This is a genomic window from Halomonas sp. SS10-MC5 (genome assembly GCF_015992245.1).
GTDB lineage: Bacteria > Pseudomonadota > Gammaproteobacteria > Pseudomonadales > Halomonadaceae > Halomonas > Halomonas sulfidoxydans.
The window spans coordinates 487,025-500,890 of sequence record NZ_CP065435.1 but is presented as its reverse complement, the minus strand read 5'-3'; the positions used below and the strand labels follow the sequence as shown (position 1 = coordinate 500,890).

The window sequence follows — 13,866 nt, the reverse complement described above, 5'->3', positions numbered from 1 at the left end:
TTCAGCCTCGAGGATGATGATCGGCATGCAGGGCTTCGAGTCGAGCCTGTGCCACGTGGGTATAGATCTGCGTGGTCGACAGGTCGCTGTGACCGAGCAGCAGCTGTACGACACGCAGGTTGGCCCCATGATTCAACAGATGCGTGGCGAATGCATGCCGCAGCGTATGCGGCGACAGCGGCCGGGTGATACCGGCGGTACGCGCATGGGCCTTGATCCGGTGCCAGAAGGTCTGGCGCGTCATGCAGTTGTCGCCACGTCCGGGAAACAGCGCCGGCCGCGTCACGTCGGCCATCAGCGCGCCACGGGCGCTGCGCAGGTAGCGCGTCAGCCAGTGTACGGCCTCTTCCCCCAGCGGGACCAGCCGATCCTTGTCGCCCTTGCCACGCACCCGTACCACGCCCTGACGCAGGTTGAGGGCATCCACCCTGAGCCCTACCAGCTCCGACACGCGCAGACCGCAGCCGTAGAGCACTTCGAGCATGGCGCGGTCACGCAGGCCGAGATCGGTCGTGAGATCCGGCGCGGCCAGCAGACGCTCCACCTCGTCCTCGTCGAGGGTGTCGGGCAGGTTAGGCCGCACCCGCGGCAGGCGCACTTCGGCCAGCGGATCGCGCCCGATACGACCCTCGGCCAGCGCCCAGCGGTAAAAGCCGCGCAGGCTGGAGAGCAGCCTGGCGTTGCTGCGCAACTGGTAGCCGGCGGCGCGGCGCTCGTCGAGCCAGGCCGGCAGCAGCGCCTCGCCCGGGGCGAGCAGCGCATCACCCGCCTCGTCCAGCCGCGCGGCCCAGGCCTCGAGGTCGCGGCGATAGGCCGCCAGGGTATGCTCGCTCGCCCCGCGTTCCAGCCACAGGGCGTCGAGGAAGCTCTCGATCAGGGCCAGGGAGCGGGTATCGTGTGTCATGTCATCGCCCGATACGACGAAGCCCCGCCCCGCGTGAGCGGTGGCGGGGCTTCGCGATGGCGCAAGCGCCGTCAGCCAACCTGGATCAGGAGAGCTTTTCCTTGATACGCGCCGACTTGCCACTGCGCTCACGGAGATAGTACAGCTTGGCCTGGCGCACGTCGCCGCGACGCTTGACCTCGATGGAATCGACCAGCGGGCTGTAGGTCTGGAAGGTACGCTCGACACCGACGCCGTGGGAGATCTTGCGCACGGTGAAGGCAGAGTTCAGGCCGCGGTTGCGCTTGCCGATCACCACGCCTTCGAAGGCCTGCAGACGCTCGCGGTTGCCTTCCTTGACCTTCACCTGCACGACGACGGTATCGCCCGGGGCGAATTCCGGCACCTGCTTGCTCATCTGCTCGGCTTCGAGCGCCTGGATCACCTTGTTCTTGCTGCTCATGACATAAACTCCTCGATGTTCGGCACCGACCTCGATTGCACGGACGGTGCGTGATCCCGGCGCCCGAGCCTGGCTCGAGAGCGCGGGAGATGATGGGTGACGCAGATCCACCGCTCCTCGCCAGGAGAGTGCCCTGCACCTCCGCCCCGACCTACTTGTCAGACGAGGCGTATTCTTCGATGAACTCCTCGAGCAACTTGCGCTGCTCGTCGCTCAACGACCTGCCCTCGAGCAGGTCGGGACGCCTCAGCCAGGTCCGCCCCAGCGACTGCTTCAAGCGCCAGCGCCGGATCTCGCCATGATGGCCGCTGAGCAGCACCTCCGGCACCCGCCGCCCGTCGATCTCCTCGGGGCGCGTATAGTGGGGGCAATCCAGCAACCCTTCGTTGAAGGAGTCCTCGACCGCGGAGTCCTGGTGCCCGAGCACGCCAGGGACCAGCCTTGCCGCGGCGTCGATCAGCACCATGGCCGGCAGCTCGCCGCCGCTGAGCACATAGTCGCCGATCGACCATTCCTCATCGATGTCGCTCTCGACGATGCGCTCATCGATGCCTTCGTAGCGCCCGGCCACCACCACCAGCGGGGGGCCGGACGCCAGCTCGTGCACGCCCTGCTGATCGAGCCGCCGTCCCTGGGGCGACAGGTAGATGACCCTGGGGCGCCGCCCCGTGGCCTCACCGGCGCGCTCTCGGGCGGCGTGGATGGCCGCGCGCAGGGTGTCGACCTTCATCAGCATGCCCGGGCCGCCGCCATAAGGCCGATCGTCCACGGTGCGATGACGGTCGCTGGCGTAGTCGCGCGGGTTCCAGAACTCCAGCGCAATTCGCCCCTGGCTGACCGCCCGCCCGGTGACGCCGTGCCGGGTGATGGCCTCGAACATCTCGGGAAACAGCGACACGACGCCGACCCACATGCCTGGCGACTCGCTCGGCCCGGCATTCGCCTCGACAGTCAAAAGTCCGGATCCCAGGCGACGGTCATGACGCCGCCCGTCAGGTCCACCTCGACGATCACCTCCTCGGGCAGGAAGGGCAGCAGGCGCTCGCGATCGTCGATCGCCGGCGGCACGTCCTGCGGATCGCCCCTGACGACCAGCACGTCGTTGGCGCCGGTCTCGAACAGGTAGGCGACGCGACCCAGCACCATGCCCTCGCGGGTCACGACCGTGAGCCCTTCGAGCTGGTGCCAGTAGTACTCGTCGCCGTCCAGCTCGGGCAGCTCCGCCTTGGACAGCAGGACCTCGGCGCCGGCGGCGCGCTCGGCGGCCTCACGCGAATCGATGCCCTCCAGCAGCGCCACCAGGCCCTTGCCATGGCGCCGACCCTGCAGCAGCCGATGGCGCGTCAGCGTACCATCCTGCCGGAGCACCCACTCGGGATACTCGAGGATGCCATCCATCGGGCTGGTGTGAGAGTAGACCTTGAGCCACCCCTTGACGCCGTAGGGACTGGTCAGCTTGCCCAGCACCACGTGGTCGTCGCGTTCGCTGCGTACGGCCTGCTCGCTCATGGGGTCACCGCTGCACGGCAGGCTCAGGCCTGCTTGCGAGCTTCCTTGACCAGCTCGGCCACGCGATCGGACAGCTGGGCGCCCTGCTCCTGCCAGTGAGCGACGCGGTCCAGATCGACGCGCAGACGCTCTTCCTGACCGCGGGCGATCGGGTTGAAGAAGCCCAGACGCTCGATGAAACGGCCGTCGCGGGAGTTGCGTGAATCGGTCACGGTCAGGTGGTAGAAGGGACGCTTCTTGGCGCCACCACGTGCCAGACGAATGGTAACCATGGCGTTAACTGTCCTTCGGTTGAGGTTACGTTTAATACCGATGCGCCGGCCCCGGCGAACGGCCGGGGTTCTCGGCATCTGCCAGGAAAGCGGGTCCGTGGACCCGCTTTCGCGTCATTCGGTCACTTCTTTACAAGCGCTTCGTTACAAGCGTGCAGCCGGGCAGAGCCACGGTCCTGCCATGAAGACGCAGCATTCTACGGAAATCAGCCCCGCTTTGAAACCCTTTTCTCGAGCCTCACAGGCGCAGCCGCCCCATGGCTATCGCCAGGGGAAGCCGCCGGGGCCACCCATGCCGCCCATGCCGCCGGGGCCACCCGGCCCGCCGCCGCCCATCATGCCGGACATGCCGCGCATCATCTTCTGCATGCCCCCCTTCTTGCCCGCTTTCTTCATCATCTTCTGCATCTGCTTGTGCTGCTTGAGCAGGCGGTTGAGGTCGGGCACCTGCAGGCCGGCGCCGGCGGCGATGCGCCGCTTGCGCGAGCCGTTGATGATGTCGGGCTTGCGCCGCTCCTGAGGCGTCATCGAGTTGATCAGCGCCTCGAGCTTGCCCAGTTCCTTCTCAGGCCCCGGCCCCTGGGCCAGCTCGGCCATCTGGCCCATGCCCGGCAGCTTGCCGAGCAGACCGCCCATGCCACCCATCTTCTTGAGCTGCTGGAGCTGGTCGCGGAAGTCCTCGAGGTCGAAGCCCTCGCCCTTCTTGACCTTCTTGGCCAGCTGCTCGGCCTTCTTCTTGTCGACCGTGCGCTCGGCCTCCTCGATCAGCGACAGCATGTCGCCCATGCCGAGGATGCGCGAGGCCACCCGATCCGGGTGGAAGGGCTCCAGCGCGTCGACCTTCTCGCCCACGCCCATGAACTTGATCGGCTTGCCGGTGATGTGACGCACCGACAGCGCGGCACCGCCGCGGGCATCGCCGTCGGCCTTGGTCAGGATCACCCCGGTCAGCGGCAGCGCCTCGTGGAACGCCTTGGCCGTGTTGGCGGCGTCCTGGCCGGTCATGGCGTCGACCACGAACAGGGTTTCCTGCGGCTGGCAGGCGCGGTGCAGCTCGGCGATCTCGGCCATCATGGCGTCGTCGATCGCCAGGCGGCCGGCGGTGTCGACGATCACCACGTCGTGGAACTGGATCCTGGCGTGCTTGATCGCCGCCTCGGCGATGGCCACCGGCCGCTGGTCGCTCCGGGAGGGGAAGAAGTCGACGCCGACTTCGCCGGCAAGCGTCTCGAGCTGGTCGATGGCCGCCGGGCGATAGACGTCGGCGGAAACCACCAGCACCTTCTTCTTCTCGCGCTCGCGCAGGTAGCGCGCCAGCTTGGCGACCGAGGTGGTCTTGCCCGCGCCCTGCAGGCCGGCCATGAGCACCACCGCGGGCGACCCCTTGAGCGAGAGTCCCTCGTTGGCCTCGCCCATGGTCGCCTCGAGTTCCTGCTGGACGATCTTGACGAACTGCTGGCCCGGCGAGAGGCTCTTCGATACCTCCTGCCCCACGGCGCGCGCCCGCACCCGTTCGATGAAGTCCTTGACCACTGGCAGGGCGACGTCGGCCTCGAGCAGCGCGCGGCGCACTTCGCGCAGCGTGTCCTTGATGTTGTCCTCGGTCAGGCGCGCCTGGCCCTTGATCGACTTGAGCGTCTGGGAGAGCCGCTCGCTGAGGTTCTGGAACATAAGCCACTCCGGCTGTCAGGCTGTCGGGTTACCGCATTGCGTAAGGCCGCGGCGAAGCGCCACATCCATTGTGAGGCAAGGAAACAGCCTGATTAAAGCGGTTGAAGAATCTGGGCGGCATTATACGCCCTGCGACGGACAGTCTCCATGCATGCCGCCACGCGCCACAGCTGTGCGCCGCAGCGAGGATTGGGTATAGTGGCCTCGGCAGACACCATCCACACGAGATGAATAGACGCTGGTGACGGCGCACGGACGACACTGATGCAGGCGCTTCCTCTGGCCATCATGGCCTTTATCCTCTACCTGGGCGCGGCTTCCTGGCAAGGGCTCACGCTGCTTCGACGTGTGCCGCAGCGCCCTGCCCTGGTCCGCGCCCTGGGCCTGCTGGGCCTGCTGTTCCACCTTCCCGTGGCCTTCGGGCTGCTCGACCAGAGCCCCGGCCTCATGCCCGGGCTCTCGACCAGCGCCGTGGTGCTGACCGCCGTGATGGTCATCCTGCTGCTCAGCGTGAGCCTGGCCAAGCCGGTACTGAGCGTGGCCGTGGCCCTGTTTCCGGTGTCGGGCCTGGCGCTGCTGCTGGCGGTCGGCCTGCCGAGCCCCGAGCGCACCGGCGGCATGACGCCGGGCATCGCCCTGCACGCCATGAGTTCGGCGCTGGCCTTCGGCATCCTGTTCATTGCCGCCTGCCAGGCCGTCCTGCTCGGCCTGCAGAACCAGGCCCTGCGCCATCATCACACCCGCGGGGTGGTGCAGGTCCTGCCCCCGCTGACCACCATGGAACGGGTGCTGTTCGAGCTGATCTGGGCGGGCATGGCGCTGCTCACCCTGTCGATCGTCAGTGGCTTCGTCTTCGTCGACAGCATGTTCGCCCAGCACCTGGCCCACAAGACGATTCTGTCGCTCGCCGCCTGGGTGATCTTCGCCATCCTGCTGATCAGCCACCACATACTGGGCTGGCGCGGGATGCGCGCGGTACGCTGGACGCTGGGCGGCTGCGCCGTACTGTTGCTGGCCTATTTCGGCAGCAAGTTCGTGCTGGAAGTCGTCCTCAACCGCGCCTGAGCAGGAAGTCGCCTTGACACTGAAAGGCCGAATCCCTACAAACGGGGCTGACACGCCAGCGAGGATCCTACGACCTTGAGCGACGACTTCCCTTTGGGATTGCTGTTCGGCCTGCTTTTTCTGCTCATCTGCCTTTCTGCATTCTTCTCGAGCTCCGAGACCGGCATGATGTCGATCAACCGCTACCGGCTGAACCATGAGGCCAGCAGCGGCGATAGCCGGGCGCGCCGGGTCCTGCGCCTGCTGGCACGCCCGGATCGCCTGATCGGCGTGATTCTGATCGGCAACAACCTGGTCAACAACCTGGCGGCCGCCATCGCCACCGTGCTCGCCATTCACTTCTTCGGCGAGGTCACCGGGCCGGCGATCGCCCCGCTGATCCTGACCATCGTGATCCTCATCTTCGCCGAGGTCAGCCCCAAGACCTATGCCGCGATCAAGCCCGAACGCGTCGCCTACCCCTCATCGCTGATACTCGAGCCCCTGCTGAAGCTGCTCTATCCGCTGGTGTGGCTGGTCAACGCCATCTCCAACGGGCTGCTCAGGCTGATCGGGATCAAGAGCCTCGAGGGCGGCGCCGACAGCCTGACCCGCGACGAGCTGCGCACCGTGGTGCACGAGGCGGGAACGCTGATCCCCCACCGCCACCAGGCCATGCTGCTGTCGATCCTCGACCTCGAGAACGTCACGGTCAACGACATCATGGTACCGCGCCACGAGGTGGTGGGGATCGACCTCGACGACGAGCTGGAGGCCATCCTGGCCCAGATCCGCACCAGCCAGCACACCCGACTGCCGGTGTTCAAGGGCGACATCAACAACATCATCGGCATGCTGCACCTGCGCAACGCGGCGCGCTTCCTGTCGCGCGACGAGGTGACCAAGGCCTCCATCGTGCAGGAGGCGCGCGAGCCCTATTTCATTCCCGAATCGACGCCGCTGCACACCCAATTGCTCAACTTCCAGAAGCAGAAGCGCCGCATTGGCATCGTGGTCGACGAATACGGCGACGTGGAGGGGCTGGTCACGCTGGAGGACATCCTTGAGGAGATCGTCGGCGAGTTCACCACCGACGTGGCCGGCCAGGATCAGGAGATCCATCGCCAGGACGACGGCAGCCATGTGATCGACGGCACCGCCAACATCCGCGACATCAACCGCGCCCTGGGCTGGAAGCTGCCCACCGACGGCCCCAAGACCCTCAACGGCCTGATCCTGGAACACCTGGAAGCCTTCCCCGACGGTCCCGCCTGCCTGCAGATCGGCAGCGTACGCATGGAAATTCTCGAAGTCCGTGACAACTTGATCACCTCGGCGCGCTGCTGGCAGGTGGTGCGCAGCGGCCGCCAGCGCCAGACGTGATCAGCCTCGCCGCAACGGGGAGACCTCGTGCGGACAGGCCCAGGCGTCGGCCTCGGCCTTGAGCCCCCGCACCCGCGCCTCGAGCAGCTCGCGCCGTGCCAGCCTGGGGGGAATCGGCTTGCCGAAGTAGAGCGCCACCCTGGCACGGAAACGCCGCGGCCGCTTGGATAGCGCCGGGCCATCGCGATGCGAGGTCCACGAGCCCCACAGGCCGGACAGGCCGGCCGGGATCACCGGCACCGGGTCGCGCGCCAGGATCGTCTCGAGCCCTCGGCGGAAAGCCTGCACCTCGCCATTCGGGGTCAATCGCCCCTCGGGAAAGAGCATCACCACCTCGCCGCCGCGCAGCGCCCGGCTGACCTCCTCCAGCGCGCGACGTACGCTGCCGGGGTCGCGCCGGTCGGATTCCACGGGAATCGCCCCCACCAGGCGGAACAGCCAGTTGAGCCAGGGCGACTCGTAGATCGGCCGGTCCATGAGGAAGCGCAGCGGGCGCGGGCTGGCCCCGCCCATGACCAGCGCATCCATGAAGCTGACATGATTGCACACCACCACCGCCGCTCCCTTGGCCGGGATGGCGTTGCGACCGCGCAGGCGCAACCGATAGCAGCAGCGAACCAGCAGGTAGATGAGAAAGCGGATGAGCGGTCGCGGTGAGCGCGCCACGCGCCAGCCGCCCAACACCAGCAGGGAGCCGACCAGCCCGTACAACGCCAGCTTCACGCGATATCGGACCTGTGTCTCAGGCCGGCGAGGATAGTGGAGAGCAGTTGGTCGAGCAGCTCCGGCACTTCGAGCTGCTGCCCCTGCCAGTAGCCCAGGCGCTCGTTGAGGCCCAGTTGCACCAGGCCATGCACGCTACCCCACAGGGTGCGCCCGAGACGCCTCGCCTCCAGGTCGCCAAGTGCCGGCTGGTACTCCTTGAGGCTCGTCTCGACACGCAGGAACAGGGCCTCGATCATGTCGGATTGACGCTGGTCGAGTTCACCCTCCTGAGCCAGCGGATAATCGAACAGCAGTTGCCAGCGGAACGGCTCGCGCTGGGCGAACTGCCAGTAGGCCAGCGCCAGTGCGCGCATCTGCCTTTCAGGCTCCGCCCCCTGGGTCAACGGCTCGATGACCGTGCGCAGGCGTGCCAGGGTCTCGATGTTCACATGCTGCAGCAGGTTGCCGAAGCTGCCGTAGAGCTTGAGCAGCGTACTCGGCGCACAGCCCACCTCGCGCGCCAGCGCGCGCAGCGAGAGCGCATGCACAGGGTTGCCCTGCAGCCAGTCATCGCAGGCGGCCATGACCTGGGCATGAAGTGCTTCGGGCGCATGCTGTCGGGGACGAGCCATCGAGTTCCTCGCAGGAGGTGGTACATCGCGGGGCGACAGGACGTCGCCCGGTAGCTTAGGATAGCGCACATCGAACACTGTTTTCGACCATGCGCATCACCCCTTTTCCGTTTTCTTCGACTTGGCTAACCTGACGCCACCACGTCATCCGGAGACTCCATGGCCGGCCGCCTCTACATTCCGCCACTCGACGTGGCCCGACTGCTGCCCGATCTGTGCGAGGAGTCTCCCTTGGTGACCGCCACCAACCTGGCGCCGAGGCGCCCTGTCTCCCACATCCGCCTGGCCGCCGGTCGCGCCCGGCTGACCCGGGTCTTCTGGGGACTGACGCCCTCCTGGCTGAGCGTGCTCGATCACGCCCCCCACTGTGCCCGGGCCGAGTCGCTCGAGGCCCGCCCCATGTTTCGCGACGCCTTCGGTGCTCGTCGCAGCCTGGTCCCGGTGGCAGGCATCTATGTGTGGAAGACGCAGCCGCGCTTCAAGCAGCCGTTCCTGGTCACCCGGGTCGATCGCGGCCCGATGCTGCTGGCCGCCATCTGGTGCCGCTACCATACCGACCTGACCGAACATGCCGACTCGATGGCGCTGATCACCGTGCCGACCAACGCCTTCCTGGCGCCGCTCGGCGACAGGCTGCCGGCGCTGATCGACACCGCCGACGCCATGCGCTGGCTCGATCCGGAGACCCCGCCAGACGCGGCACGCGCCCTGTTGCAAACTGCTCCGCGGGAACTGTTGGGCGCCTTTCCGGTATCAAGAAGGGTGAACGACCCTGCCAACCAGGATCCCGCCTGCGCCCATCCCACGGGTCCCATGCTGCGCTGGAACGAAGAGGAGAAATGATGCCCACGCCCCGCCCGCCCCTGCCTCGCCCTGGCCGCCGACACTCGCTGCCCTGGCTGGCCTACCTGCTGCTGGCCGGCCTTTTGCTGTCCGGCCTGGCCCAGGCAAAGCAGCCAGGCGATATCGCTGCCGAGGAGGCGGTCGAGGAAGTCGTGCTTCCTCACGTCAGCCCTCACGACAGCCGCGACTATCGCGTGCTACGGCTCGACAACGGCCTCACCGCCCTGCTCGTCAGCGATCCCGAGGCCGACCGGGCGGCCGCCTCGTTGAACGTCGGCGTCGGCAGCGCCCAGGATCCCGACGACCTTGCCGGACTGGCCCATTTCCTCGAACACATGCTGTTCCTCGGCACCGAGCCCTTTCCCGAGGCTGATGCCTACCAGGGCTACCTGCAGCGCCACGGTGGCAGCCACAACGCCTTCACCGCGCCACAGGACACCAACTACTTCTTCGACATCGAACCCGAGGCGCTGCCCGGCGCCCTGGACCGTTTCAGCGAGTTCTTTCTCACGCCGTTGTTCAACCCCAGCCGCCTGGAGAGCGAGCGCAACATCGTCCACTCCGAGTACATGGCGCGGATACGTGACGACGGCCGGCGCGAGAACGACGTGCTCAACCAGGTACTCAATGCCGCCAACCCCACCACCGGCTTCTCGGTGGGCAGCCGCGAGACGCTGGCTGACCGGCCCGAGGGCGAACCCTCCCTGCGTGAGCGGGTGATCGAGTTCTACGAGCGCTACTACGACGCCAACGTCATGCACCTGGCACTGGTGGCGCCACAGCCGCTGGACGAGCTGGAAGCGATGGTGGCCGAGCGCTTCGCCGACATCGCCGACCGCGGCCTGGAACGCCCGGTCATCGAGGAGCCGCTGGTACGGGAGGGAAGCCTGCCGCGTTACGTGGAGCTGCAATCGGTGCGCGATAGCCGTCAGGTGAGCTTCATGTTCCCGGTGCCCGACCCCATCCAGCATTATCGCCACAAGCCCGCCGACCTTCTTGCGCACCTGCTGGGCCACGAGGGCGAAGGCAGCCTGTTCGCGGTATTGCGCGAGGCCGGTCTGGCCGATGGGCTTTCGGCCGGCGTGGGCCGCGGCGATGAGCGACATGCGCTGTTCACCGTCAGCATCAGCCTGACGCCGGCCGGCGCCGAGCGCATCGACGAGATCGAGGCCACGCTGTTCGCCGCCATCGAGGCGATCCGCGAGAATGGTCTGGAGGCGTGGCGCTACGCCGAGCAGGCTCGGCTTGCCGAACAGGAGTTTCGCTTCCAGCAGCACGGCTCGACGCTACAGAGCGCCATGCGCCTGGCCATGAACCTGGCCCGCTTCCCGATGGAGGACGTGCAGTACGCCGCGTACCGCATGGACGGCTTCGAGCCCGAGCTGATCGAGCCCTATCTCGAGGCGCTGCGCCCCGAGCGGCTGCTGCGCGTCTATAGCGGCCCCGACGTCGAAGGCGAACGCACTTCGCCCTGGTTCGACACCCCCTGGCGCGAAATCGAGCCGGGGGCCGCCACGACCCGGCCGCTGGCGGGCCTTGCCCTGCCGGCCCCCAACCCCTTCATCGCCGAGGACGTGACACTGCTCGACGAGCAGGACGAACGCCCCTCGCAGCTGCTGGAAGCGCCCGGCTTCGAACTCTGGCACATGGCCGACGCCAGCTTCGACACGCCCAAGGTGGAGTGGCGCTTCAGCCTGCAGAACCCCGCGGCCAGCAGCGACCCGCGCCATGCCGTGCTGGCCAACCTGCTGGCCGGCTGGCTGGAGGACAGCCTCAACGAGGAGTTCTATGCCGCGCGCCTGGCCGGCCACGATGCCGAGGCCTATGCCCACGCGCGGGGCATCACGCTGGCCTTCTCGGGCTGGCGAGACCGCCAGGATCGGGTCATGCGCCGCACCCTCGAACAGCTGCTCGAGGGTGACATCGACGAGGCGAGCTTCGAGCGCGTGCGCTACCGGCTGCAGCGCGAATGGCGCAACGCGCCACAGGCGGCGCTGTTCCGCCAGGGCCATCGCACTCTGGCCGAGGCCCTGATGCGGCCCCACTGGCCGACCCAGAGCCTGCTGGACGCCAGCCGCGAGCTGACGGTGGATGACCTGCGCGACTTCCGCAAGCGCTTCCTCGGCGAGCTGCGCCTGCAGGCACTGGCCATCGGCAATCTCGATGCCGAGTTGGCTCGCCGCGAAGGCCAGCTGGTGGCCGAGATGCTCGCTCCGTCGCTGCCTCGCGAGGCGATCCCCGACCTGACGCCGCTGCGCATCGATGACGAACTGCCTATCCTGCGCCCGGTGACCACCCGCGAGGAGTCGCTGGTGCTGCGCTACCTGCAGGGCAGCAACCGCTCGCTCGACGCCCAGGCGCGCCTCTCGGTGCTCGGCCAGGTGATCGACACCCCCTTCTACCAGCGCCTGCGCACCGAGGAGCAGCTCGGCTACGTCGTCAGTGCCGGCTATTCACCGCTGCTCGACGCCCCGGGGCTGAGCCTGCTGGTGCAGTCTCCCGATGCCACCAGCGACGAGATCCAGGCGCACATCGACGCCTTCCTGGAGAGTTTCGGCCGTCGCCTGGCGGAGATGGACGACGACGACCTCGCCCCCTACCGTCAAGCCGTGCACGATGGTCTGCTGCAGCGCGACACCAGCCTGTCGGAGCGGACCAACCGCCTGTGGCGCGCGCTGTCGTTCGGCGATACGGAGTTCGACCGCCGCGAGCGCCTGGCCCAGCGTGTGCTCGCGGTCACCGCCGAGGACCTGCGCGAGACCTGGCCGACACTGCTCGACACGGCCATCGCCACCATCGCCTACGACCCGGGTGACGAACCCAGCGACGTGGCGGCGCTGACCCGTCACCTCGAGCCAATGCCCGAAGCCGCCGACTGACGGCAGCCGCCTTCGGCGAAGCGCCCGGCACTGGCCGGGCGCTTCATATCGACTCGGGGAAACGCAGCGTCAATCGCTGCTCAGCCGAAAGCCTGGGCCGGCATCATCGCCTCCACATGCATGACCAGCTCCTCGAGAATCAGGCGGTCGCGATCGCTCAGGGCGACCTGGTTGAGCCGCTCGATCTCGCGGGCGAAGTCCTTGAGCGTGAACCCGGCCACGGCGCCGTCGTTCATGCGCTCCCAGCGGTAGGCCTCCCAGCGTGCCTGCTCCTCGCCGCTGAGGGTGTCGGGGTAGTTGCGCGCCCGGTAGCGGAACAGCATCTCCTCCAGGCGGAGGTCCTGGAAGGCAAACCGGGCATCCACCAGATCCCACGGCGGCGTCGCGCGGACACGCTCCATCTGCTGGCGATCGGCCGGCGAGAAGAAGCCGCCGCTGTAGAGCATCAGGTCCGGGTCGTGGGGGCCGTCGGGAGGTGGCTGGGCGAAGACCTCGGCCGCCTTGGCGGCCGCCTCGGGGCTCGCCGCGAGACGCTTCCAGTTGGCCCGGCAGGCGGACAGATCGAACCCCAGGCGCTCGACGATTTCACCGTACTCGCCCTGGCGCGGCCCCTCCACGTCCTTGAGCGCCGCGGCGGGCAGGATCACCGGGCTGCGGTTGATGTGGATGACCTTGAGCGGAATCCGCGCCTCGCCCTCGGCGAGGTCGTCGCTGCTGACGAAGACCCGCTGGCGGATCTGCTCGGCATCCAGCTCGATCATTCCCTGGGGGTCCACCGAGAGATCGTAGACGATCACCCCATTGGGGTTGGTGGGATGCTCGGCCAGCGGCAACACCAGCGCGCTGCAGCCCCGGCTGGCCGGGTAGCGGCGCGATACGTGGAGCACCGGCTTGCGGCCCGGGATGTCGAGGCGCCTGGCCACCTCGCGCTTGTTGCGCAGCGCCAGCAGGTGATCGAACAGGCGCGCATTGCGCTGCCTGAGCAGCCGGGCCAGCGCGATGGTGGCACGCACGTCGGCCACGGCATCGTGTGCGCCCTCATGGGCGATGCCGTTGGCCGCGGTCAGGTCCTCGAGGCGAAAGCTGGGCGAGCCGTCCTCGCGGCGCGGCCACTCGATGCCCGCCGGGCGCAGGGCATGGAAGGTGCGTACCGCATCGATCAGGTCCCAGCGCGAATTGCCGTTCTGCCACTCGCGGGAGTAGGGATCGAGCAGGTTGCGGTAGAACAGGCAGCGGCTCACCTCGTCGTCGAAGCGCAGGCTGTTGTAGCCCAGCGCGCAGGTGCCCGGCTCGCTCATCAGCGCATGGATACGCCCGGCGAACTCGGCCTCGGGCAGCCCGCGGCGGCGCGCCTGCTGCGGCGTGATGCCGGTGATCAGGCACGCCTGGGGATGCGGCAGGTAGTCGTCCGCCGGCTTGCAGAAGAGTTCGACCGGCTCGCCGATCTCGTTGAAGTCGCTGTCGGTGCGAATCGCGGCGAACTGCGAGGGCCGGTCGCGACGGGGATCGGCGCCGAAGGTCTCGTAGTCGTGCCAGAGGAAGGTCATCGGGGCGGCATTGGGCTTCGCCATGGGCGCGGTGT

13 protein-coding genes are annotated in these 13,866 nt (G+C 67.8%); 4 read left to right on the top strand and 9 right to left on the bottom strand.

Going from position 1 to position 13,866, the window contains the following annotated elements:
- Position 1: 1 nt before the first annotated feature.
- From xerD to ffh, 6 genes are all read right to left on the bottom strand, one after another.
- Positions 2 to 883, bottom strand: a complete 882-nt coding sequence (xerD, locus tag I4484_RS02320) for a site-specific tyrosine recombinase XerD (RefSeq protein ID WP_197450894.1) — start codon at positions 881 to 883, stop codon at positions 2 to 4.
- 106 nt (positions 884 to 989) lie between these two features.
- Positions 990 to 1,346 (bottom strand): 50S ribosomal protein L19, encoded by a 357-nt coding sequence (gene rplS / locus I4484_RS02315; RefSeq protein WP_111412830.1) that lies wholly within the window; start codon positions 1,344 to 1,346, stop codon positions 990 to 992.
- Positions 1,347 to 1,497: 151 nt separating this feature from the next.
- Positions 1,498 to 2,259: a tRNA (guanosine(37)-N1)-methyltransferase TrmD gene (trmD, locus tag I4484_RS02310; protein WP_197449436.1), complete on the bottom strand. Its 762-nt coding sequence runs from the start codon at positions 2,257 to 2,259 to the stop codon at positions 1,498 to 1,500.
- A 38-nt stretch (positions 2,260 to 2,297) separates the two neighbouring features.
- Positions 2,298 to 2,855 (bottom strand): ribosome maturation factor RimM, encoded by a 558-nt coding sequence (rimM, locus tag I4484_RS02305; protein ID WP_197449435.1) that lies wholly within the window; start codon positions 2,853 to 2,855, stop codon positions 2,298 to 2,300.
- A gap of 23 nt (positions 2,856 to 2,878) precedes the next feature.
- Positions 2,879 to 3,127 carry a 30S ribosomal protein S16 gene (rpsP, locus tag I4484_RS02300; RefSeq protein WP_197449434.1) on the bottom strand — a complete coding sequence of 83 codons (249 nt, stop codon included), beginning with the start codon at positions 3,125 to 3,127 and terminating at the stop codon, positions 2,879 to 2,881.
- Between the two features lie 261 nt (positions 3,128 to 3,388).
- Complete coding sequence (ffh, locus tag I4484_RS02295) at positions 3,389 to 4,798, bottom strand: signal recognition particle protein (RefSeq protein WP_197449433.1); 1,410 nt, start codon at positions 4,796 to 4,798, stop codon at positions 3,389 to 3,391.
- Positions 4,799 to 5,062: 264 nt separating this feature from the next.
- Here ffh and ccsA point away from each other — a divergent pair, with 264 nt between their 5' ends.
- Together ccsA and I4484_RS02285 are read left to right on the top strand one after the other, a co-directional pair.
- Positions 5,063 to 5,863: an inner membrane protein YpjD gene (gene ccsA, locus I4484_RS02290; RefSeq protein WP_197449432.1), complete on the top strand. Its 801-nt coding sequence runs from the start codon at positions 5,063 to 5,065 to the stop codon at positions 5,861 to 5,863.
- A 75-nt stretch (positions 5,864 to 5,938) separates the two neighbouring features.
- Positions 5,939 to 7,225: an HlyC/CorC family transporter gene (locus I4484_RS02285; protein ID WP_197449431.1), complete on the top strand. Its 1,287-nt coding sequence runs from the start codon at positions 5,939 to 5,941 to the stop codon at positions 7,223 to 7,225.
- On the opposite strand, the gene I4484_RS02280 is transcribed toward I4484_RS02285, so the two are convergent.
- Positions 7,226 to 7,948: a 1-acyl-sn-glycerol-3-phosphate acyltransferase gene (locus I4484_RS02280; RefSeq protein WP_197449430.1), complete on the bottom strand. Its 723-nt coding sequence runs from the start codon at positions 7,946 to 7,948 to the stop codon at positions 7,226 to 7,228.
- Positions 7,945 to 8,562, bottom strand: a complete 618-nt coding sequence (locus I4484_RS02275; protein WP_197449429.1) for a TetR/AcrR family transcriptional regulator — start codon at positions 8,560 to 8,562, stop codon at positions 7,945 to 7,947. The genes I4484_RS02280 and I4484_RS02275 overlap by 4 nt, the downstream gene beginning before the upstream one ends.
- Before the next feature lie 159 nt (positions 8,563 to 8,721).
- On the opposite strand from I4484_RS02275, the gene I4484_RS02270 reads away from it, so the two are divergent.
- Complete coding sequence (locus tag I4484_RS02270) at positions 8,722 to 9,405, top strand: SOS response-associated peptidase (RefSeq protein ID WP_197449428.1); 684 nt, start codon at positions 8,722 to 8,724, stop codon at positions 9,403 to 9,405.
- Positions 9,402 to 12,284, top strand: coding sequence for an insulinase family protein (locus I4484_RS02265; RefSeq protein ID WP_197449427.1), 2,883 nt, complete (start codon positions 9,402 to 9,404; stop codon positions 12,282 to 12,284). The genes I4484_RS02270 and I4484_RS02265 overlap by 4 nt, the downstream gene beginning before the upstream one ends.
- Positions 12,285 to 12,364: 80 nt before the next feature.
- On the opposite strand, the gene sbcB is transcribed toward I4484_RS02265, so the two are convergent.
- Positions 12,365 to 13,855, bottom strand: a complete 1,491-nt coding sequence (gene sbcB / locus I4484_RS02260) for an exodeoxyribonuclease I (protein ID WP_197449426.1) — start codon at positions 13,853 to 13,855, stop codon at positions 12,365 to 12,367.
- Positions 13,856 to 13,866: the final 11 nt, after the last annotated feature.